Annotated in this window: 15 protein-coding genes; 12 read left to right on the top strand and 3 right to left on the bottom strand. The window is 35.2% G+C overall.

Going from position 1 to position 23209, the window contains the following annotated elements:
- Positions 1-42 precede the first annotated feature (42 nt).
- The 4 genes from QP953_RS17195 to QP953_RS17180 all read left to right on the top strand — a co-directional run bounded on the left by QP953_RS17195 (position 43) and on the right by QP953_RS17180 (position 5412).
- On the top strand, positions 43-612 hold the full coding sequence (locus QP953_RS17195) for an L-threonylcarbamoyladenylate synthase (protein WP_052599528.1): 570 nt from the start codon (positions 43-45) through the stop codon (positions 610-612).
- A gap of 51 nt (positions 613-663) precedes the next feature.
- A complete protein-coding gene (locus QP953_RS17190; RefSeq protein ID WP_052599530.1) occupies positions 664-2082 on the top strand; it encodes a CCA tRNA nucleotidyltransferase in 1419 nt (472 codons plus the stop codon).
- Positions 2083-2227: 145 nt separating this feature from the next.
- A complete protein-coding gene (locus QP953_RS17185) occupies positions 2228-2779 on the top strand; it encodes a 5-formyltetrahydrofolate cyclo-ligase (protein ID WP_309552046.1) in 552 nt (183 codons plus the stop codon).
- Between the two features lie 356 nt (positions 2780-3135).
- Positions 3136-5412, top strand: a complete 2277-nt coding sequence (locus tag QP953_RS17180; protein ID WP_052599534.1) for an aconitate hydratase — start codon at positions 3136-3138, stop codon at positions 5410-5412.
- A gap of 211 nt (positions 5413-5623) precedes the next feature.
- Here the strand turns inward: QP953_RS17180 and QP953_RS17175 are convergent, their stop codons facing one another.
- Entirely contained in the window at positions 5624-7078 is a 1455-nt protein-coding gene (locus tag QP953_RS17175) for a hypothetical protein (RefSeq protein ID WP_052599536.1), read from the bottom strand.
- Positions 7079-7733: 655 nt separating this feature from the next.
- On the opposite strand from QP953_RS17175, the gene QP953_RS17170 reads away from it, so the two are divergent.
- The 3 genes from QP953_RS17170 to QP953_RS17160 all read left to right on the top strand — a co-directional run bounded on the left by QP953_RS17170 (position 7734) and on the right by QP953_RS17160 (position 12618).
- A complete protein-coding gene (locus QP953_RS17170; protein ID WP_309552044.1) occupies positions 7734-9608 on the top strand; it encodes a T9SS type A sorting domain-containing protein in 1875 nt (624 codons plus the stop codon).
- A gap of 567 nt (positions 9609-10175) precedes the next feature.
- Positions 10176-11342, top strand: a complete 1167-nt coding sequence (locus QP953_RS17165) for an HRDC domain-containing protein (RefSeq protein ID WP_309552042.1) — start codon at positions 10176-10178, stop codon at positions 11340-11342.
- 121 nt (positions 11343-11463) lie between these two features.
- The gene (locus QP953_RS17160) at positions 11464-12618 is read left to right on the top strand and encodes a hypothetical protein (RefSeq protein WP_309552040.1); all 1155 of its coding nucleotides are present in this window, start codon (positions 11464-11466) and stop codon (positions 12616-12618) included.
- A 9-nt stretch (positions 12619-12627) separates the two neighbouring features.
- Here the strand turns inward: QP953_RS17160 and QP953_RS17155 are convergent, their stop codons facing one another.
- Positions 12628-14742: a ComEC/Rec2 family competence protein gene (locus QP953_RS17155; protein ID WP_309552039.1), complete on the bottom strand. Its 2115-nt coding sequence runs from the start codon at positions 14740-14742 to the stop codon at positions 12628-12630.
- Between the two features lie 544 nt (positions 14743-15286).
- Here QP953_RS17155 and QP953_RS17150 point away from each other — a divergent pair.
- The 4 genes from QP953_RS17150 (at position 15287) to QP953_RS17135 (ending at position 20231) form a co-directional block, all read left to right on the top strand.
- Entirely contained in the window at positions 15287-16492 is a 1206-nt protein-coding gene (locus tag QP953_RS17150; protein WP_309552037.1) for a tetratricopeptide repeat protein, read from the top strand.
- Positions 16493-16604: 112 nt separating this feature from the next.
- Entirely contained in the window at positions 16605-17882 is a 1278-nt protein-coding gene (locus tag QP953_RS17145; RefSeq protein WP_309552034.1) for a tetratricopeptide repeat protein, read from the top strand.
- Positions 17883-18051: 169 nt separating this feature from the next.
- Entirely contained in the window at positions 18052-18732 is a 681-nt protein-coding gene (locus QP953_RS17140) for a hypothetical protein (protein ID WP_052599548.1), read from the top strand.
- 788 nt (positions 18733-19520) lie between these two features.
- Positions 19521-20231 (top strand): hypothetical protein, encoded by a 711-nt coding sequence (locus QP953_RS17135; protein WP_052599550.1) that lies wholly within the window; start codon positions 19521-19523, stop codon positions 20229-20231.
- A 142-nt stretch (positions 20232-20373) separates the two neighbouring features.
- On the opposite strand, the gene QP953_RS17130 is transcribed toward QP953_RS17135, so the two are convergent.
- Entirely contained in the window at positions 20374-21729 is a 1356-nt protein-coding gene (locus QP953_RS17130; RefSeq protein ID WP_052599553.1) for an MFS transporter, read from the bottom strand.
- A gap of 574 nt (positions 21730-22303) precedes the next feature.
- Here QP953_RS17130 and QP953_RS17125 point away from each other — a divergent pair.
- Positions 22304-23170 (top strand): hypothetical protein, encoded by an 867-nt coding sequence (locus QP953_RS17125; protein ID WP_052599554.1) that lies wholly within the window; start codon positions 22304-22306, stop codon positions 23168-23170.
- Positions 23171-23209 lie beyond the last annotated feature (39 nt).

Genomic DNA, 23209 nt, shown 5'->3' with positions numbered 1-23209 from the left:
AATTAAATGCGTTTTGGGCGGGTTGTTGATTAATTGAAAAATATGAATTTTACAAAGGAAGTTGCTCCACTTGTGGAAGCATTAAATGAAGGAAAGCTTATCTTGTATCCGACTGAAACCATCTGGGGAATTGGCTGTGATGCAACCAACGCAGAAGCTGTTAAGAAAATTGATGCACTCAAAAAACGAAAGGAAGGAAAAAACTACATTTTATTGGTGGATAATGAGAGTCGTTTGTCAGAATATGTTGCCTATATTCCTCCCAAAGCGAGCAATTTGATTGCTTATCACACCAGACCACTAACAATTGTATACGATAAACCGAAGAACTTGCCAGATTCTTTGTTAGCAGAAGATGGTAGCATTGCTATACGAGTAACTTTAGATCCATTTTGCAAAGAATTAGTGAACGCTTTTGGGAAACCTATTGTTTCCACATCGGCTAATATTAGTGGCAAACCATATCCCAAAACGTTTTTAGATATTGATAATGCTATTAAACGAGGAGTGGCTAGTATTGCACAATACAAACAATACGAAGAAAGTGAAAATGCCCCTTCTGTCGTTGTAAAAGTTGTAGATGGGGAAGATTTGATTTTTTTGAGAAAGTAAAGGTTAGTTTTCTTACCTTTGCGACTCAATTTTGACTAACTAAAGAGGATAATGCAAATCGAAATAAAGGAAAAGGAGCAAGAAATATTCGAGCTACTAAGTGAATCAGCTAAAGAACTCGGATTTCCTACCTATGTTATTGGGGGATATGTCAGAGATAGATTGCTTCAACGACCGTCTAAAGACATGGATATTGTCTGTGTGGGCAGCGGTATTGAGTTAGCTAAAAAATTAGCTACTAAATTACGCCCTAAACCTAAGGTTATAGTCTATAAACGTTTTGGAACGGCTATGTTGCATTTTAAAGACTTAGAACTGGAGTTTGTTGGAGCTAGGAAAGAATCTTATCGCCAAGATTCTCGCAAGCCTATTGTAGAAAATGGAACCTTGGAGGATGATCAAAATCGTCGGGATTTTACCATCAATGCCTTGGCTATTAGTTTGAATGATGAAGACTATGCCACATTAGTTGATCCTTTTGGAGGCCTACAAGATTTAAAAGAAAAACGCATTGTTACTCCACTAGACCCTAATATTACATTTTCAGATGACCCTTTGAGAATGTTGAGAGCCATTCGCTTTGCCACGCAGCTCAATTTCGAAATTGATAAAACGACTTTGAAGGCAATTGCCGATCAAAAAGAACGAATTCAAATTATTTCGCAAGAACGGATTACCACCGAATTGCAGAAAATAATGGCTACTCCAAAACCTTCTATTGGGTACAAACTTTTATTCGACACGGGATTGTTAAAATTAATCTTCCCTGCATTGCACGCTATGCATGGTGTTGATTATAAAAATGGACAAGGGCATAAAGATAATTTTTACCATACCTTACAGGTATTGGATAATGTGGCAAAAGTAAGTGATAATATCTGGTTGCGTTGGGTAGCTGTGTTGCATGATATCGCCAAGCCGTTGACCAAACGATACATTGATGGACAAGGATGGACATTTCATGGTCACGAAGCTTTGGGGGCTCGTTTTGTACCTAAGTTTTTTAGAAGAATGAAATTGCCAATGGGCAATGAAATGAAATATGTTCAAAAATTGGTTGGCTTGCATCAGCGCCCTGTGGTGTTGACCAAAGAAGAAATTACAGATTCCGCATTGCGTCGCTTGATGTTTGAAGCAGGAGAGGACATTGATGATTTGTTGCTGTTTTGTGGCGCTGATTCTACTTCAAAGTTTCAGTGGAAATTGGATAAGTATGCTAAGAACTTAAAAATTCTGACCAATAAGATTGCAGAGTTGGAAGAAAAAGATCGCTTGAGAAATTGGCAACCACCTATTTCAGGAGAAATTATTATGGAAACATTTAATTTAAAACCTTGTCGAGAGGTGGGACAAATTAAGAATAGTATTCGAGAAGCTATTTTAGATGGTGCAATTCAAAACGATTATCAAGAGGCTTTTGATTTTATGTTGAAAAAAGGAAAAGAACTAGGATTAGAACCTAGTCACTAGTATGTAAAATCTCTCTAGAAAATCACAATAGTTTGTTGAAACCACGAAGTAGCAGCGCAGCTAGCTAAGCTTGCCGAATAGGCTTATGCTAGTAGTGCAAAAGCCCAAGATGGAATAATCAACGAACTACGAAAATCAAGGAACGATGACTATTATGCAAGAAAAAAAAGCACTTCGAGCTGAAATTTTATTAAAAAGAAATAACATTCCTATAGAAAAAAAATCAGTTTATGATGCTCGGATCGTTCGTGATTTAATGGCTTTAATTCAAGCTAGAAATTGTACCAATGTTCATGCTTACTTGCCAATGGGGGCGGAAATAAATATTTATCCATTGATAGAGAAGTTACTAGGTCAAAAGACCAATGTGTATTGTCCTAAAACTTTGAAGAATCGAAAGTTGGAACACTTGAAACTGGAGGCTTTGGATAAATTAGAAGAAGGATTGTGGGGGACGAAACATCCTAATCAAAAATCTATCTATGAAGGAAGTTTTGATTTAATCTTAGTGCCTGGGTTGGCTTTTGATGCACATGGCAATCGCTTGGGCTATGGTGGTGGATATTATGACAACTTCTTGAGTCAGCATCCTCATGCTTATAAAGTTGCATTGGCGTATCCTTTTCAAATTGTCGAAGCAGTGCCCACAGAAGCACACGATTTTAAAGTAGATACGGTTGTTTACCACGACTTATAATGGATTGTTAAGAGGAGCAACATTATTATGATTTGTCAAGTAGAAATTGGGGGTTAAGGAGACGAATTGCTCAAAAATGGTAGGATAATCTTAAAAACCAAGGACGTACATTTTTTGCATCAATGTCTTTTTATGGTCTAAATAAGCCTTTTTATTCATAGAATTAGTCTAAATAATAAGCCCTGTGCAATTTTTCGCAAAAAAAATGTATTTTCGCAACCAAAGCCTTATATAAAGGTTATATTGTAAAAATGTAGTTTACAATAGGATTTTTCTATTAGAAAATTCAAGTATAAATTACATGGAAATAGGAAAACCAATTAATTTTTAATCAGATAAAATCATTTAATAGCACTATGGCATTTGACATTGATATGATTAAGAAGCATTATGCTTCTTTGCCTTCAAAAATTCAGGCTGCACGCGAAACTCTTAAAAAACCACTGACTCTAGCTGAGAAAATCTTGTATGCTCATTTAAACGATGATTCTAAGATCCAAGATTATAAACGTGGCGAAGATTATGTATTCTTTTCTCCCGACCGTGTAGCGATGCAAGATGCTACTGCACAAATGGCTTTGTTGCAATTTATGATGGCAGGTAAAGACAAAGTTGCTGTACCTTCTACTGTTCACTGTGACCACTTGATTCAAGCAAAAGTTGGTGCTGAAGATGATTTGGAAACAGCTAATGATAAAAATGCAGAGGTTTATGATTTTTTAAGCTCTGTTTCTGATAAATACGGTGTAGGCTTCTGGAAACCAGGCGCAGGTATTATTCACCAGATTGTATTAGAAAACTATGCTTTTCCTGGAGGTATGATGATTGGTACAGATTCTCATACTGTAAATGCAGGAGGTTTGGGTATGGTTGCGATTGGTATTGGTGGTGCTGATGCTGTCGATGTAATGGCTGGACTTCCTTGGGAGCTTAAAATGCCTAAATTAATTGGTGTAAAGTTAACTGGTAAATTAAGCGGTTGGACATCTCCTAAAGATGTTATCTTGAAAGTAGCGGGTATCGTAGGCGCCAAAGGAGGAACTGGATATATTGTAGAGTATTTTGGAGAAGGAGCTGTAAACATGTCTTGTACTGGTAAAGGTACAATTTGTAACATGGGAGCAGAAATCGGAGCGACTACGTCTACTTTTGGATACGACGATTCTATGAAGCGTTACTTAGAAGCTACAGAACGTGCAGATGTTGCTGCTTTGGCAGAAGGTGTTAAAGAACATTTGACAGGTGATGCTGAAGTCTATAATAATCCTCATCAGTATTTTGACCAAGTAATTGAGATTGATTTGGATACACTAGAGCCTCACTTGAATGGCCCATTTACACCAGACCGTGCTTGGCCGATTTCTGAGTTTGCTAAAGCAGTAGAAGACAACGATTTCCCTTCTAAATTATCAGTTGGTTTAATTGGTTCTTGTACCAACTCTTCTTATGAAGATTTAACTCGTGCAGCGTCTATTGCTAGACAAGCAGCAGAAAAGAATTTAAAAGCAAAAGCAGAATTTACAGTAACACCAGGTTCTGAATTGGTTCGTTTTACAGCAGAGCGCGATGGTTTGTTGGACGATTTTGAGAAAATTGGAGCAATGGTTTTGGCGAATGCTTGTGGTCCTTGTATTGGTATGTGGGCACGTGTTGGCGCTGAAAAGAAAGAAAAAAATGCAATCATTCACTCGTTTAACCGTAACTTCGCTAAACGTGCAGATGGTAACCCAAATACACAAGCTTTTGTAGCGTCTCCAGAATTGGTGACTGCAATGACAATTGCTGGTGACATGAAGTTTAATCCTTTGACCGATACTTTGGTGAATGAAAATGGCGAAGAGGTAAAATTAGATCCTCCAAAAGGAGATGAGTTGCCTACGAAAGGGTTTGATGTAGAAGATGCTGGATATGTAGCACCTGCTGAAGATGGTTCTAATATTGAAGTAGTTGTTAATCCAGATTCTGAGCGCTTGCAATTGTTGACACCATTCAAGCCAATGAATCAAGAGGAATTGACAGGAATGCGTTTGTTGATCAAGGCAAAAGGAAAATGTACAACAGATCATATCTCTATGGCAGGACCTTGGTTAACTTACCGTGGGCATTTGGAGAATATCTCTCAAAACTGTTACATTGGTGCTGTTAACTACTTTAATGAAGAAACAAATAATGTAGCTAACTATGCAGATGGCAATGAGCCTACATTCATGCCTGTTCCTGATTCTGCTATCAAATACCAAAAAGCAGGTATTGGTACAGTTGTGTTTGGAGAAGATAACTTGGGAGAGGGATCGTCTCGTGAACATGCTGCCATGGAGCCTCGTTTCTTGGGTGTAAAAGCAGTTATTGTAAAATCTTTTGCTCGTATCCACCAAACTAACTTGAAAAAACAAGGTATGTTGGCATTGACATTTGTTGATCCTAACGACTATGATTTGGTTCGTCAAGACGATAAAGTAGACATCTTAGGATTTGATGACTTTGCAGAAGGAAAGAATATGACAGTTGTACTGCATCATGCAGATGGAACAGAGGATTCTTTTGAAGTAGAACACACATACAATGCTGCTCAAATTGAGTGGGTTAAGGCTGGTTCAGCTTTGAATAAAATTCGTAAAGATCAAGGTTTATAGTATTTTATAAACTATCTAAAAAATACCGAAGCCTTTTACTCTTTTGAGTGAAAGGCTTCTTTTGTCTTAAAATGCTTGATTATTATCACATTAGTTCGTTGAAACCACGCAGTAGCAGGGAACCAAGCTATGCGAGCTCACGACCGTAGGTAGTAACAAAGCTAACTAAAAGCGCAACGCTACTATTATCAATAATCTACGAAAAAATATCTCAATAAACGAGTCGTTTAAGATTTGCCATTAGCCAATCTCGATTGGCAACGGAATGACAATTTTCTATTTCTTGTTGCAATCTTTCAATCGACTCTTGAATTATAGGACGCTTAGTATATTCAATCGTTTCTTTAATTTTAAAGAGCTTTTTACTGAATTTCATTAAGTTGGAGGTTGATTTTTTTTGATAGTCAGCAACTTGCTTACTCCTTCTTAGGTAGCTATGGCAGGCATCAATTAAGGCATAAAATGCTTCTCCTTCTTCTTTTTCGTAGTAAATTTTGAGCTGGATAATTTTGGTTCCTAAATAATAAGTAGGATTGATGAAATCAACATTATGCAAGGTTTGTAAAGCTTGATCATAGTCTTTTTTGCTGTGTTGCAAGGATGCGAGGTTATATTTATAAACATTGTTGCGGACATCTAAAGGAAGCTTCTTTTTGTATTCTTCTATAAACTGCTCCGCCCAACTGTATTTTTCTAAGCGGACAGCTAAGGTAACAATGTTCTTATATTCTTGTGGCATTAAAAAGCCTCCTACAAAAATAGCTTCGGATTCTACTAGGTACAAATATATCTCTAACGTTTCTTCTAAATAAGTGGAGCCTTGTTGATTGATTTTTCCAATAGCATAATTGAGCGCATACCCATAGGTGCCCAAAATTTCGTCTTTGGTAAACTGGTGGGCATATTTTTTTAACAATTGAAGCAACATCCTGTAGTAGGTTTCCGTTGCTTCCGCTTGTTTTGTTAACATTCTAAAGATTGTATGATAAATTTGAATGATTGGGTCAAACTCTTTGGATTTATCTTGTAAATGTTCTTCAATCCCCTTCATAATAGACCATTGATAATGCGCTTGAATAACTTTATTTCGACTCGCCATGTCACAAGCCATTTTTAGTTTTTCTAGGATAAAAAGATTGTCAAGCGAATCATTGGCTAGTTGCAAATTTTCATTATAACTTCGTCCGCCTTGCTCTACAAATAAATAGTCTAATTCTTTATGAAATTTATACTGACTTTCGTAATACGTTTGGTGATTCAGATGTTCTTTGGTTGATTGTTGCTTGTATCTTTTTTCTATAGAACGATAGTGTTTTTCCAGTTTATAATGTCGCAGCTTTTCTAATAATACAACCATCCGTTGGTTTTCCTTACTCTGAAGTGCATCATCTATTAAAAAATTGTGCAGTAGTGACAGCAATTGAGATGTTAAACGATGAAATTTTTTATTATCAAAAGCTTCTCCAGCAAAAATTTTATTGTAAATACGTGTTTTTTCTAATTTTTCAGGCTGAGCGAATGTTGGTGCGTACTTTAGCAGATACAAGCAAAGTTTGGTGGTTGCTTCATGTTTGTTAAAATAAGGAGATAAGGTATATTCCTTAAATCGAGTTAGCGTTCTGCTATCTAACTGTTGAAGTAAATCTAAAATTTTGGAATCTTGCATAGAAAAATAAAACTTAGACTGGAAATAATAGGATAGGCTAAGAGAATATTAAAAATAATGTATACAGGAGCAATATAAAGATAATATTATATTTTATTTTTTATTAATTGTCGGGTTTTTTAAAATGGATTTATTAACTTAAAACATCTTTCAAGGATTATTAGAAATTAATTTTGGATTTTCATCAAAAATACAATGAAGTTGTGATTAAATTTTTTGAAAATCATATGATTATGTACTATTTGTTTGAGTAGAACGTATTCAGGGGGTATTAAAGCATAAGTAACTGTATGTAATGAAATAAGACTTTTAATAGAGTGTTGGTTTGGTATATTATAAAGAATAAAAATCGGATAATAGTATAAAATAATTTTTTTATTGCAATGAATTTTAGCGCATCTTTGAATTGTGAAGAAAGTTAAAAGGAAAAATCCAAGGATGTATTGCAAGTGCGGTGCGATATATTCTTGGGCCTTTTTAGTTTGTACATATATGAAAATGCTTTATTGGTTATGGAGTTTTGTTTGTAAAACAGTTAATTTTAATAAAAAAAAGGTACAATAGGTTACCTTAATCCAATATAAACCATTAAAAAATAAATAATAACCTATTAGGATTGCACAATCCTAATAGGTTAAACAGAAAAAACGAAACAATGAAGCACATTTATTTTATATTAATTTTATTAATTCATTTGCTGTCTCTAAACAAGCTTAAAGCACAATGTGTCAATGATACCATTGCGCCAGTAGCTATTTGCAAAAATACATTGACAGTTTATTTGGATAGTTCTGGTACAGTAGAAGTACAGGCAAAGGATGTAGATGATAACAGTTTTGATAATTGTGGAATAGAAAAATACCAGATTAATGGAGATACAGTACTTACTTTAAGTTGTCTTAACATAGGAAGTTCTGTGCCTGTATCTTTTGTTGTCAAAGATACTACTGGTAATACCGATACTTGCAATACTTTTATTGTCGTGGTAGACAACCTACCTCCAGAACCTAACTGTGCTTCGATCGGAGCCATTTCTATCCCTTTGGGAATTTTGGGGACAGTGACATTTCCTTTGGGGCAAGCAATTGCTGGAAGTTCAGATAATTGCTCCATTGCCACAACATTAATTAACAACCAAGCAGGAATACCTACATTGACTTGTGATGATGTTGGAATCTACCCTTATACTGTGCAAATGATTGATTCTAGTGGAAATGTGGGGTGGTGCCAATCACAAATTGAAGTGCTTTGGAGCATTACTTGTGGTTTTACAGCTCAACTAGATTCTCTAGGGCGAACCCAATGTGATACAGGAGCCTGTAATGGATATGCTGCTTTATCTAGCAATGGCGGAATTGGAATTGTCAATTATCTTTGGGAGGATGGTTCTACGGCAATCATTAGAAATGATTTGTGTGCAGGGGAGCATATTGTTGTTGCAACAGATTTATTAGGAAATGTTGACACATTAGTTTTTAATATTCGTTATGAAAGTGGGTGCGTCTGGCCTGGTGATACCGATGATAATACCAAAGCCAATAATTTTGATTTATTACCGATTGCCTTGGCATATGGAACATTGGGTGGGGCAAGAGCTGGAGCTAGTATTAATTGGACGGGACAGAGTAGCAACGATTGGAACCTTCCATTGGCGTTACCTGTTTTGCCAGATTACAAGTTTATAGATTGTAATGGAGATGGTTTGATTGATTCTTCCGATGTAGAGGCCATTCGTTTAAATTATGCTCAAAGTTATTCGCGGAATTCAAGTACAACAACAAACAGTATGTGGACAACTAGACAAGACCCACCAATCTATGTAGATTGCGATACGGTATACGAAGGAGATGTTCACTGTATGGGAGTCAATCTAGGGGAGCCTTCACGGGAAGCTATCAATGCTTATGCCATTGCTTTTACCATCAATTATGATCCTCTGTTGGTTCACTCGGCAACAATTAGTTATGGTAGTTCTTGGTTGGGGGCAGCACAAGAGTTGATTTCTGTAGAAAAAGATTATGCTGCACAAGGAAAATTAGAAACAGCTGTTGGTCGAACAGATCAACAACCTTTGACTGGAAGTGGTCGATTGGGAACCGTTTGTTTTACAATTCGAGATGATATACTGAGAGTAAGTCAACCAGATACTACGGTTATGCCTGTTGATATAGATGGAATTCGGTTTGTAGATGAGAACGGGAATGAAATGCCAACAGAACCAAGAGAAGGTTGTGTTACGATTGTCGAAGTTATGAATGATATTAACAATGTAAAAACGTTTAATAAAGAAAACCAAATTAACTTATACCCAAACCCAACAACAGGCTGGGTCAAAATTACTGGTCTCGAACAGCGTTTGCAAAAAATTACAGTTCGTACAGTTACAGGAGAGGTATTATTGTCTAAAACAGTTCAAAGCCAAGGAGATCTAGAATTAGATTTAAATTATTTGCCAGAGGCTGTATACCTTGTATCTATGGAAACTTCAGATAAAATAATTAATAAAAGATTGTTAATTATAAGGGGATAAGTTGTTTTTTTTCTTTTATAAAATAATTTTTTTTTGTACATTTCATGAGAATTAGCGTCGAAGGAAAAGCTTTCGATGATGTGAGTAGATTTGTAAGTTGTTTTTAATGATTGTAAAACTACTTATGGGTGCGTTTTGCTTATTTTGATGCCCATCAAAATAGGTGGATTTATGTCAAAAAAAATGTCATACATTCATGAAGATTGGTCTTATGTTTGTTGATAATGACTTTACCATCTATTCCTGTTAATTTGAACTATAGTATTTAGGAATGATGCTCCAACTTTAGCCCAGTTGGAGCATTTCTTTTTTATGCATTTTTTAGATTGTAGGCTGGGAATTTTATTCCAATGCAATCATTACTGATTAACCTTTCTCAAAAGTGCGCGAAGCCAAAAGATATTGCTATTTTAGGGGCTAAAGTTCATTTTTGACTAAGAATTAGACAGGATGTGTTACTTAAATTTCTGGCGAAGTATCTGTTGATTGTCTAGATAATTGTAAGTGTACAAAGCCGCAAAAATGAATACATAAATAAAAAGATAAATAGAAGAGAACGATAGAGATATGAAGAATTGGGAGTATGTAGATACCAACGAGATTTTGACAACATGCGTTGATTTTTTGAAACAACAAAAAGAAATAGCTATTGATTTGGAATTTGATAAAAACCGTTACCGATATGGTTTTAATCTTTGCTTAATTCAAATCTATGCTGGAGGACGTTGTTTTATTGTAGACCCTTTGGTAGAAGGAGTTGTTTTAGAGGATTTGTACGCTGTAATTGAAGATCCTACGATAGAAAAAGTAGTGTATTCATTTGGAGAAGATTTGAGGTTGTTTCATTCGTTAGGTTGCTTTCCTAAAAATACATTTGATATAGCAATTGCGATGCGTTTGCTAGACTATCCACCAGCTTCGCTCGCAGCAGCAGTGGATGAAATATTGGATATAGAAATTAGCAAATCTGCTCAGAAAAGCAACTGGTTTTTGAGACCTCTTTCTGAAAAACAAGTTAATTATGCCGCAAAAGATGTCTTGTATTTGTTAGAAATGAAGGAAATTCTAATCAAGATGGCAGAGGAAAAAGGTATTTTGGACTGGATAAAAGAAGAGAACGAAATAATTGATGGTGTTTCTTATGCTGATATTGATAACAACAATTACTTAAAAGAAAAGGATAAACATGGGCTGTCAGAATACGAATATTACCTGTTTAAGGGACTATTAGAATACCGAGAGAAAATAGCAGAAAAATACAATCGTCCTAGTTATCAAATTATTGATAAAGAATATTTGAGAGAATTGGCAGAACGTCCCAAACAGATATATCGCTTTGAGAAAATTAGAGGTATTTATAAGAGCCTCAAAAATGATGCGTTTAAGAATGAACTCTGGGAAACGTATCAAGGCTTAGCAAAAGAAGCAGAGCGGGAAGGTTTATCCAAAACAGAAAAGGCTTTGAAGCGAATGAGCAGCGAATTATACCAAGCCAAAAAGAAAGAACGTGCGATTCGTGATGAAGCCAAAAAGAAAGTCTTTAAACCAATTCAAAAACTAATAGCAGAAAACCATGGTGAAAATGTAGTTACTTACATTATGGGCAATCGCTTGATGGATGAATTAGCACTAGGAAATTTAGATAATTTGAGGAAATATAAACGAGTATTAATTGAACGTTATGCAGATGAATTGGGAATAGATGTAAGCCCTTATTTAACGGTCAAAACATAAGAATTGCAACCACTAATAAAGATTACTCGTCCTTATTTAAAAGAGGAGTTTTTATCCTTAAGCAAAATTTTAGCCCATTTCACAAATGGGCTTTTTTATTGACCTAAAATTCGAAAGATCTATGTCTAGATACTTTGTTCTTATCACGATATATAGCATGCTCTCAATGGCTTGCAACAAAACAAAAACAGCATCTACTGAACTGCCATTTGAGAAAACGTATGGAGGGAATTTAGTTGACTATGCCTCAGAAGCCATTTATAGCGATGGTTATATTTATATGGTGGGAACTTCAAAAAGTTTACAAAGTTCTTCGGGAGGATTGGCGCTGACTAAAATTGATGCGTTAGGAAATTTGGTTTTTGAAAAATCGTATGGAGGAACAATACTTGACTTTGGGACTAATATTGTAAAAACGTCAGATGGTAATTTGTTGCTATTAGGTATAACAAGTCTTCCAACTAATTCGGGAACACAAGTAGATATTTTGATCGTAAAAGTAGATGTTGATGGGAATACGATATGGAGTAGAACGTATGGTGATGCAACTCAGTTTGATGTTGCGGAAGGTTTAATCGAAACTAGCAATGGAGATATTTTGGTGTTGGGGTCGGCTCACAATGGTTCTACCAATGATTTTAGTTTAACCTGTTTGAACAGCCAAGGCGACTTGAAATGGGAGAAAATTTATACAAGCCCTTATAATGATGAAGGGATTAATATTGCTAAAACAGAGCAAGACGAATACCTTTTGTTAGGAAGGCGTAAGGATGGAGACGATGATTTTTACCTTTTAAAAGTGGATGAACAAGGGAATGTACTCTGGGAACAGAGCTACGGAACGCCTCAATATGAACAAGCTCATAGCATCCGAAAAACTTTAGATGGTCACTTCCTTTTGTGTGGCCATTCCTCTGGTATCGATCCTTTGCATAATTTATACGTAGCCAAGATCTCAACTGATGGAATCGTTGTATTTGAAGAACATTATGGTGGCGTAGCTCATGACGGAGGAACTAGTGCCATAGAATTGAGTAATGGCAATCTTTTGTTAGCAGGTGAAACAGATAGCTATGGCAATGGAAGCAAAAGAGCTTTTTTACTAGAAACTAGTGCTGATGGGACGCTCATTCAAGAGCAAAGTTTTGGAGGCGATTTATCAGATAAATTTTCTACGGTGATAGAAACAGAAAAAGCTTATTATTTAATCGGAGAAAGTGCTTCATTTTCTGAATCTGGGGATATAGATATGTATGTTGTAAAACGTTTGAAATAAAAGCATTCTTTATAAGTCAATGATACAAGCACCTTGGGTAGAAACATCTATAAAGTGAATACCTAGTTTTTGGCATTCTTTACTCCATTGTTGTATACGCCATCGGCTATTGGAGGCATCGAAAATGAGTGTTTTGTAAAAAAATAAATCCTCAATTTGTTGAATGCTCTTTAACTTGGGGTTGCCATGAATCAAAAGGTAATCTACCTCTAAAGGAGTATGACTATGATGATGGAGATGTTTGGGAGTGTATAAGCTCAACCGATGTTGCCTAAATTGCCCTTTGTACTGCTTATAATATAAGGTGTTTCTTTGAACACTATCTTCTAAAACATGGAACTGGTGATTAGATATACCCGCAGACCAAAGGTGATTTTGCTGAGCATATTGTACTTGTGGATTTCCAATTAAAGTAGAATCCATCCATGTGATGGCTTTAGTGCCATTAAGATAACTGATCAGTGTACTCTTGCGACTGTGGTAAATGCAAAGCTGGCGTTGTTGGATTTGTTGGTAATCTATCATTGCATGATAACCAAACAATAAAATAGTTAAAGTAAGTGGAATGATGGCTACTTTGAGTTGTCGATGAATCAATAAATAAACAGTACTGATTAGGACAATATACCAAGTCCACATTTCCCAAGATTCTAACCAAAAGCCTTCCCAAACAGCACCTGGTAATTGTTGAATTAAAAAAATGAGGCTGTTCATTAAAAAAAGAAAACCATATAATAAATATCCTAATAGACTACTTAATAACGGTACCCAAGAGAAGCATAATAGAGCAATCCCTACACTGAGAATAATACCGGCAGTTGCGGCAACAACAATTCCAGAAAGCCAAAAAAAAGTTGGAAATTGATGGAAGTAATACAAACTAATAGGCAAAGTAGCAATTTGAGCAGCCAATGAAAGTGCAACACCATTCCAAAGCCAATCGCCTAATTTATTTTCAATATAGCAGCGTTTGTAGATTTTAGGGTACAAATAAAGAATGCCTATCAGTGCAAGGTAAGAAAGTTGAAACCCGACTTGAAATAACATCAATGGATTGATTGTTAGAAGTACAAAAGCAGAAGCGGCTAATGCATTATAGGTATTAATTTTTCGATTTAGAGATTGCCCAATAAGAACAAAAGAAAACATTGTACAGGCTCTCAAAACGGAAGCAGAGGCACCTGTTAAGAGGGCAAAACTCCATAGCAAAGTCAATAAAAGAAGGGTTTTAATTCGCAACCAGCGAACATCTGAACGCCGAATAAAACTAAACAAAAATGAAAGCAGCCCGACCAGAATTCCAATGTGTAAACCAGAAACAGCTAAAACATGCATGGCACCAGTATCGGCGTAGGCATTTCGCAATGCTTGGTTTAATTCTTCCTTAGCACCAAGCAGTAAAGCAGAAGCAACAGCATATTCGTTAGGCGAAGGCAAATGTATCTTTAGTGTTTGAAGTAATTGGCTTCTTAAGCGATAAATAAAGTGGTAAAGCCAGTGTCCTTGTCCACTACCTATTCTTTTCCATTGATCGGAAGGCAAATAGGTTTGATGGTAAATATTTTGAGTAGCATAATAAGCCCGACTGTCAAAGGCTTTGGGATTTAAAGGAGGGGATAATGTTTGTGGGGTGGCGTGAAAGGTGATAACGTCACCATATTGGAGTTTTGTGCTATTGGTATCTAATTGAAAATAAGCAATAACTTTTCCTGTGCAGGGAGTCAAGGTTTTTATATTGCTTCCTTGTATAGATAAGTTCAAGGTTGCCTTAATACTTTTGGCATTGAGCTTAATAGGACTATCTATGGTAGCAATATAAAGAGAATTAGTTGCTTTCCCGTTTAGAAATTGATCAAAGTGGATTGGAGAATTTCGAGCATCATAGGCATAGCTTACAAAATATCCAGCTTGTATTAGCAAAATAGAAAGCAGCATCCCCCAACCTCGTATGACAGAGACATTGGGCTTGGGTTTTAAGTGCAAGAGAAAAATACCCCCCAAAAGTAAGGCATAAATAGCAATTAGTATTTCCCATGGCACTGCTGTACCTAACCAATGGTAGGATATTATTCCTGACAAAAAGGGAATTAGCAATCGAAGAAAGGGAATTTGTTGCCAAGTCATAAGGGGAAGTGAATTTCAAGATCTGTAATTCTAGAATATTACTTCGTGGATTTTATTAGAAAGTATTACTAGAGGTAACATATTTATTATTGAAAGGTATAAAAATCTATGGATACTACCTAGTTGTGACCTTGTATTCTTTCCTTTTTATGTGACTAAAACTTAGAAAGAACTGCCTCTTACTCATTTTTGTTGCCGAATACTCACTAGGGGCTAAGATAATAATGCTTGACTGTATCTTTTTTCCTGTTACAAGGGTTTAATGAGATATAAAACAATTCGAAACCTAAAAAAAGATCGTTATTTGAGCTGTTTGTTAGTGCTTGATTATTAATGTGCTATGTGGGTTGAAAAAGCATAGTGCTAAATTAAAAAAGTACAAAGTAGAGATTTCAATAAGTGCTATAAAGGAATACTTTGTTGCCTTTTCAGCTTGATTATCAGCTTTTAGTGTTAAAAATAATAAAATCATATCCTTTTGATAATCAGTTTGATGTGATTATTGAGAGAGTAATGATAAAGATAACCATAAAATATTCTAATTATGAAAAGTATATCATTGAGTATTGCGGCATTGATGTTATGGACATTGGTAAGTTGTTCTGACAATAGTCAGAAACCAACTTCTGACATCATACAACATCCTACCATTGATGCGTCTCTAGCAGAACATGAAGTAGAAATGGTTGCGCTAGCGGATGAGTCTATAGAAGGAAAAAATAAAGAAAATGAGTCGAAGACGATAGAAAAAAAGAAAGTGAATGAAAAACCACAAAAAAGTATTCAAGAATTGACGAAGGAAGTGGTTCAGTTAGAGGAGCAAGGAGGAGATGATGAAGGAAATGCGATTACTTATTATACTTATGGAGAGGCTTTGGTTGATATGAAAAAGTACGATGAGGCAATCGAAATGTATAAGGAAGCGGAGCAGCTTGGTTATGAGGATTTAAAAACATTGTATTATAAAATAGCAAGAACATATGCTTTGAATGATGATTCTTATGGTTCCATGGAAGATTATTTGATAAGTGCTAGAAAAGAAGGGTTTAGAAATTATCGTGCTTTGTTATATGATTCGGCTTTTAAGAATTGGAGAGAAGAATATGACTTTATGTATTTGTACAATGATTTATTTGGTACTAATCAAAAAGCAATGTTTAAGGCATTTGTAACCTTTGCACCAAAGAAAAGGTTGGTTCAAGATTATATAATGAGCCCTAAAGAGTTATATGAAAATACAAATTATGAGTATCGATCAAAAATGGGCTACTATGAAAATCGTCCTGCTATCAGTGGCTTTTTTGAAAATTTTGTAGAAGGGGTTTCGGATGATATGTTTAGTAGGGAAGGAGGAGATAATTATCGTTATGAAATGATGTTAGAAGAAGCGGCGTACTTTGCCGTTGTTTACAGTGTGGAGGAACAATGGTCAGAATATATCTTGCCTAAGAAATATCGCTTGGTAACTTATGATTTAAAAGGAAATAAAATTTCAGAATTAGATATAGCAAAACGAGGATCGTTAAAGACTTGCAAGGGATTTGTACTACATCCCAATCATAGTTTGGTCGTCACCGATTATGAAGTGGAATGGAAAAAAGGCGCAAAAAAGCACTTAGGGAATGCTGAGCATTACTTGAATTACAAAAATTTGAAGGAAAGTAAAGCTGTTGCGACTAAAACGTATCAAATCACTACAACAGGGCGTATCGTTGAAACAGAAGGTATGGCTTCTGTAGAAATGCGATAACTTACACTAAAAAATGCACCAAAAAGGGAGTTTCTTGCATCTACTTATTAAAGAGTAGAAGCAGGAAGCTTTCTTTTATTATTTCATAAACTATTCTAATAAAATAATGCCCATGAAAATGAATCTATATGTTTGTGCATTGTCAATCAGTGTATTGGTAAGCTGTTCGGATACTGACACTAAAAAATCTGAAATTAAACAATATCCAATTGTACTGGATGAGGTAAGTGAAAAAAGTGTTACAGTAGCATCCAGATCTCCCAATGTACACATTGCTGTTCAAGAGTCTCAACCCTTATCGCCACAATTGGTGCTTCTAAGCAAAGAGGTAGAACCTGCACCACCACCTCCTCCTGAGCCTGAGCCAGAACCTGAGTGGGAAATTCTTCTTCCGCCAGAAACGATGGAAGAAAAGTGGCAACGGATTGTTCAAGGAGCGGTTGGTACGGGTAGGTACGCTTGGGAAAATGCTAGATTTTGCCAAACTTATGGGGATACATTGGTAGAACAAGGGCGTTATCAAGAGGCTATTGTTGCTTATGAGAAGGCAATAGAAATAGACTATCCGTACAAGGGAGATTGTTATTGGAAAATAGCAAGAGTTTATGGATTACAAGGTAAAGATGTTTACGAAATAGATAACTATTTACTTAAAAGAAAAAGAAAGTACAGCCTACTTAAACAAACGAAGGAATTGAAAAACTACGAATTCTTATTGCAAGACACGGCTTTTCAGGCTTACAGAAAATGGGAACGTTTTTGGAATTCGTATGATCAATTGTTTAAAGGCAATAAATTGGCCATGTTTGAAGCATTTAAGTATTCTGCTCCCGAAGCCCATACGGTAGGTACTTATGATTTGGGACCCACCAACTTGTTTGAAGCGGTCAATGCTAAGTATGATGATTATCAGCTATATGAAAAAGAACATCCTATTGTGTATGGCTATTTTGATGCTTTTGTAAAAGAAGCTCGATATAGAGCTTTTAGCCGAAGTGGGCGAAATTTGTGTCGATTTGAAATGTGTATGGCACAAGAAAATTACTTCTTAGTTGTATACAGTGTGGAGGAGAGTTGGTCAGAGTATATTTTGCCTAAAAAATATTATTTAGTCACCTATAATAAGCAAGGGGATAAAATTTCGGAACTAGAAGTTGCCAAACGTGGTTCCTTAAAAACATGCAAGGCTTTTGTGCTAAATGCTGACAATAGTTTTGTTGTTACGAATTATGCTATCAAGTGGAAAAAAGGTGCCAAGCAGCAATGGAGAAATAAGAATTTTTATAATCAGACACATCTCAAAAAAACAATTGCTAAATCCAGCCAAGCTTATGAGATTACGATTTCTGGTCGAGTTATAGAAGCTGGAGGCTCAATAAGTATGCGATAGTTGAATAAATAACATCTAAGTGATACATAATCAGGTTTGTATGGGGTGTATTTGGGTTTGGCATAGCCTTTGACATTTTAATACGTGTTTATAGTTGACTGATATATAAGAGGTGTAAGCAAGAACAAGAACTCAAACAATTAACGAACTACTAAAAAATCATATCCTTATGCAATTACTAAAAATAAGTTTCATTCTAAGTTTAGTAACAAGCTTATGCTCTTTTGCTTATTATTCTACCTACGAGGATGGTCGAGAGCGTTTGTACAAAGATTTTCTCAGTAAATTTGAGCAAATAAACTTGCCCAATACCATTACTTTAGAAGCCTATATTGTTACGAACGAAATGACTCCTCAAAAACGCAAAAAACAATTAGAAAAACTAGAAAGTAAAACAGAACTAAATAAGGTTTTAACGAAAGACTACGATGCTTTTATTCCTGGAATTGGGCGAGGTATGATGAGCCGAATGGGACCTAGTACTTATAAGGCTGAACTAGCTTTGGCAACGAGTGGTAAGTATAGTGCTGTGATTTATAGCGAATCTCGTGCTTTTGATGGAGGTGCTAAGTCATATCTATTAGCGACCTTTGATGGAAAAGGAAATCCGATAGCAACACGTTATTTAGGATATTCGGGACTAGAGGAACAAACAGAATTGACCATTACAGAAAGAATGGAATTGACAACAAAACGCATAGTTTTAGAAGGAGAATCTAAACGTTATGATGAGAAGGATGTTAAAAAGATGTTTATTACCCCCAAAGGAGAAATTTTAGTACATGAAGAGACAAAATCTATGGATGAAATAGAACCTGTTCAACAAAAAGCAATCCTTAAATTTTCTTAGGTACATACTTTATAAATTTTAAACAATTTCTTTTACTCATTACTCCGTTGGAAAATCGTATTAGTTTGATTATCAGTAAGATGTATTTTTATTAACCTTTTTACTAAAAGACTGGTAATCAAGATGATAAAAGATGCTTTTTTACGTTTTTACTTCGTGAGCCTACGGGTTCGTAGAAAAAATAAAAAATCAACGGAGTATTATTTACTAAAAGGTAGTTCTTAATTGAGCTGCCTTTTTTTTATGAATGGTTTGAAGGTGCAGAAAAATTATAATCCATTTTTGGGGGATATGTGAATGTTAAAGCGACTGTTTTTTGTAGTATGAGCGCACTTATTAGTTTGTGAAACTCATGAACAATACTTTTTCGCTACTAGGTGAAACGATTAGAAATTAAAAAAAGAAAGGTTTTAATACAATAGAAAACAAGGTTTGGAGGTTTTAGAATAGTAGATTGATTTCAACCCAACAAAAGAAAATACATGGTGAAACTATACTTGTTACATACTTAATTGAATTATTAACACAGAATCGAAAAAATACCGTGTGTTATTATTTAGTAGTTCGTGGATTGCTTCGTGAGCGCTTCGCTTTTAGTTAGCTCCCTGCGGTCGTGAGAGCGCAAGCTTAGTTTTTTAGCTTTTTTGTGAAAAACTAAAAAAGCATCTTTACATCAGTTTGATTATCAATTCTTTAAGAAATCAAGCAGCGAAAGTGTACTCTATTGATAATCAAACTGATGCGATTTTCCTACGAACTATTGATGATTCTAATCAAAAACATCAGTTATGCAAGTATTAAAAATGGGTTTAGTTGGAGCAGCACTATTGTTCTTATCATCGTTTGGAATAAATTCAGAAGCGGGAACAAGGAAAGTAAGTGCTAAATATCGGGCAGCACAATACGAACAATTTTTAGAAAAATTTGAAACGGTTGAATCGCTGCAAGAAATTCTTTTGGATGTGCGGATTCACCAGCCTTTGCCTGTGAGCGAAGCAGAATTTAAGGCAGTGAATTTGGATCGAATGGAAGTTCGAAAAGTTATTGAGAGTCGAATGTTACTGCCAGATTTTGATTTATTTTTGCCAGAGATTAGCCACAAAAGAAAAGGAGGGTTGCGCCCCAATACGTATGAGGCAGAATATTTAGTCAAGAGAACGAAAAAATTTGATCTAGTGATTTATAGTTCGTATGATGATGCGCGTCGTTATCATAAAAACTATTACTTGGCTACTTTTAATAAAAAAGGAGTTATCTTAGCCAAAGAACCAATTGGTATGAGTAATCAATATGTATATACTGCCGCAAAACTAAATCATCATTGGTTAACAAGTACGTCCGTTCTTGATGGTCAAGAGTTGCCTTTGAGTATTAAAAAAGTTAAAATTGAGCGAAAGGGGAATGTTAATGTATTGGGCGAAGTACATCCTTACCTAGATGCTGCTATAGATAAATTTAAAAATGAAACACCGAAAAATTACAGATTAAGAGTAGAGTAAATACCCCCTCTCTTTTGTATATTTTACTTGTAATCTGAAATCTGTTTTAGTCCTAAAAACAGTGGAAGGCAGCTTTTGAGCTGCCTTTTTTTTGAAATATAAGTGGCAGAAAAGCACCTAATTTTATAGGAGGATTACAAATCTAATCATCTAATATGTCTTCTAAAACATCATCCCAAGGATTGTCAAATTCGTCTGCTTCTGCTACTTTTTTCATATCACTTTCTAAATCTGTTACTTGAAGAATAATGATACCGATTATAAAAAAGAGGGTCATAAACAGCATACTATTTCTCATAGAACCAGTAATTTGATTGATAAAGCCAAAGGCAAAACTACCGATTACAATGGCTAATTTCTCTGTGATGTCAAAAAAGCTAAAGAACGAAGCCGTGTCTTTGGTCGCTTTAGGGATTAACCTAGAATAAGTAGAGCGAGAAATAGATTGTACACCTCCCATTCCTAATCCTAAAATTCCAGCTAAAATATAAAAGCCAACTTTAATGGTAAGGAAATAGCAAACAATACAAATGCCTACCCATATGACCAAAATAGTGCTAATAGCAAAGCGGCTACCTTTTTTGCTCGATACCCAAGAAAAGAAATAAGCACCAACAATAGCCAAAATTTGAAGAATGAGTACAACAACAATCATTTCAACAAAGGTGATGTCCATAACTTGAGAAGCAAATAAAGGAGCTAAAAGCATGACGGTTAATACGCCCATACTGTAGAAGAAGAAGGAAAGTAAGAACTTTTTCATTGTTGGTCTAGCCTTGACTTGCACAAATACTTTTCGGAGTTCTTTGATGCCACGTCCTAAGACTTGGGAAGACATTTTATTTCCTGTAGGTTGATCCTTTAGGTGATAAAAAGCAATTTGAGCAAAGCCTAACCACCAAAGTCCTACCAACAAAAAACCAAATTTGGTAGCAGTATTCACGCCATCAAAGCCAAATGTGTCTGGGAAAATGATGAACAGGAGATTAATGATTAATAAAATAACACTTCCAATATAACCAAAAGTAAAGCCTCTTGCACTAACACTATCCATTCTATCAGGGGTTGCTATCTCAGGCAGAAAACCATTATAAAAAACCAAAGATCCTGCATAACCTACACTAGCTAATACCGAACACATAATTCCGTACTCGATATTGGGACCATCAAAAAAATACAAACCCATACAAGAGGCAGCCCCCAAGTAGGTGAAAAATTGCATGAACCGCTTTTTTCCACCAATATAATCCGCAATGCCAGACAAAATAGGAGAGGTAATGACAATGACTAAAAAGGAAAAAGAGATAGCATAAGTAAACAAAACAGAACTGGAGATTTTAATCCCAAAAAATGGAACAATTTCGCCTCCAAATGCCGCTTCTGTAACACTTTCGTAGTATTTAGGAAAAATAGCCGTGGTAACAATTAAATTATAAACAGAGTTTGCCCAATCATAAGAAGACCAAGCATTGATGAGTTTTTTGCTATTTTTTTCCATATCTATGTTCGTGCTGTTGGTGTGCAGTGTCTTTTTTTAGGACAAGATAATAATAAGGTGGAAAGAAATTCATTTTCGAGTAGACTAAAATAAGATGTGTTATTTTTCTAGCTATTGAAGTAGGCATATTAGGGAATAAAAATAAAAGGAATAGGCAAGGCTGTTGGTGTGAACAAAACAATAGAAAAAGAGGAGTTCAAAAGGGACATAAATGGATTTTTGTAGTGCTTTAAAATAACATTTTGGCTATTAATTTGCACTGTTTTTTTGGCAGGAAAAATGTATTTTAGTTTAAAGCCTTAGTATGTAATATTGTTATATGTAAATTGATTTAAACCATTAATAGTCAAAACTTAATTGCCCATCAAGGTGTTTGGTTATTTCTCAATTGTTTTGGTTTTATTCAATAGAATTAACAGACTGCTAAATTTAGATAAGTGCAGGTGCAGCGTAAAATGATAAGCAATCTTAGGAAAGATGACCATCTGTAGGTTGTTGTTTATTTAGAACAGACACTTGTTATGAGTAAGACAATGGAATTCGTCCCTTTCATATTCTTGTAAAATAAAAAATTATGCAAATTAAAATTAACCTTATTGTTTACAACAGATTGTATCTCCTTATTAGTGTTTTATTCTTAACGGCTTGCCAAGGAAATAAAGAAATTAGAAAAGAGGAAAATAAAAAGCTGCTGGTTGGATTTGTTAATGAGACTGATGTAGGAATTGATTATTATCGTTCTATAAAAAGTAATGTAGCTCGTTTACAAGCATTTATGGCAGGGAAATTTGTTCAACAAGATATTGTATACTTAGATTCTTTTCTTGATAGTCTAAAAAATATAGTCAATGCAGAAGCAGAAAATACAAGCATAACAAAATTAACACAAGGCATGTATTCTACCTGGCTAGTGAATGATAATAATGACAGTGTCGTATTGTATAGTTTTCCAGTAGGTGACCCTCGTAAAGTTGGTTACTGGCTTTATCATTATCAAGTGCTAACAAGTTTGCCAGATGACCCCATTTATGAAGTTTTTGAAGAATTGATCGAAATAGATAGGGACACAATTGAGAGTTATTTTTATGCTTCTCCAAAAGACTTTGACCCTTCTTTAAAAGAGTTGTTAAAAAACTATACAGCCGAATTTAAGAGTATTAACTTGAGGAAGTTAAAACAATTGGAGGATAAAGAGAGACCAATTGAAAATGGGAAATTTTACTTGAGGCAAAACCCTATTTTTTTCAAAAGCGAAACTTATGTTACAAATCATTCATTAGATAGCCCCGTATGTGAGAAGGATATTTATGAATTGCATCCTAAATATTATTATTATCATACGATTGCCTACACCGATTCAACACGTAAAACAGTTGCTGGTGTTTATCCAGGAAGGTTCTTAAAAGAAGGTGCATTTATAGATAAATCGCTTCGTCAGTAGGGTGAATGTTTTATACGAAAAAATTAAATGTTGAATTCT

This window comes from Aureispira sp. CCB-E (assembly GCF_031326345.1).
In the GTDB taxonomy this organism is placed as follows: domain Bacteria; phylum Bacteroidota; class Bacteroidia; order Chitinophagales; family Saprospiraceae; genus Aureispira.
Note: the sequence above shows the minus strand (reverse complement) of the source record. Positions and strands in the feature narration are given on the sequence as shown.

Bases quoted from the DNA above. Each gene is read 5' to 3' on its own strand.
- QP953_RS17195 (WP_052599528.1), top strand. From the start codon at position 43: ATGAATTTTACAAAGGAAGTTGCTCCACTTGTGGAAGCATTAAATGAA.
- QP953_RS17165 (WP_309552042.1), top strand. From the start codon at position 10,176: ATGAAGAATTGGGAGTATGTAGATACCAACGAGATTTTGACAACATGC.
- QP953_RS17180 (WP_052599534.1), top strand. From the start codon at position 3,136: ATGGCATTTGACATTGATATGATTAAGAAGCATTATGCTTCTTTGCCT.
- QP953_RS17160 (WP_309552040.1), top strand. From the start codon at position 11,464: ATGTCTAGATACTTTGTTCTTATCACGATATATAGCATGCTCTCAATG.
- QP953_RS17190 (WP_052599530.1), top strand. From the start codon at position 664: ATGCAAATCGAAATAAAGGAAAAGGAGCAAGAAATATTCGAGCTACTA.
- QP953_RS17135 (WP_052599550.1), top strand. From the start codon at position 19,521: ATGCAAGTATTAAAAATGGGTTTAGTTGGAGCAGCACTATTGTTCTTA.
- QP953_RS17185 (WP_309552046.1), top strand. From the start codon at position 2,228: ATGACTATTATGCAAGAAAAAAAAGCACTTCGAGCTGAAATTTTATTA.
- QP953_RS17175 (WP_052599536.1), bottom strand. From the start codon at position 7,078: ATGCAAGATTCCAAAATTTTAGATTTACTTCAACAGTTAGATAGCAGA.
- QP953_RS17130 (WP_052599553.1), bottom strand. From the start codon at position 21,729: ATGGAAAAAAATAGCAAAAAACTCATCAATGCTTGGTCTTCTTATGAT.
- QP953_RS17125 (WP_052599554.1), top strand. From the start codon at position 22,304: ATGCAAATTAAAATTAACCTTATTGTTTACAACAGATTGTATCTCCTT.
- QP953_RS17150 (WP_309552037.1), top strand. From the start codon at position 15,287: ATGAAAAGTATATCATTGAGTATTGCGGCATTGATGTTATGGACATTG.
- QP953_RS17145 (WP_309552034.1), top strand. From the start codon at position 16,605: ATGAAAATGAATCTATATGTTTGTGCATTGTCAATCAGTGTATTGGTA.
- QP953_RS17170 (WP_309552044.1), top strand. From the start codon at position 7,734: ATGAAGCACATTTATTTTATATTAATTTTATTAATTCATTTGCTGTCT.
- QP953_RS17140 (WP_052599548.1), top strand. From the start codon at position 18,052: ATGCAATTACTAAAAATAAGTTTCATTCTAAGTTTAGTAACAAGCTTA.
- QP953_RS17155 (WP_309552039.1), bottom strand. From the start codon at position 14,742: ATGACTTGGCAACAAATTCCCTTTCTTCGATTGCTAATTCCCTTTTTG.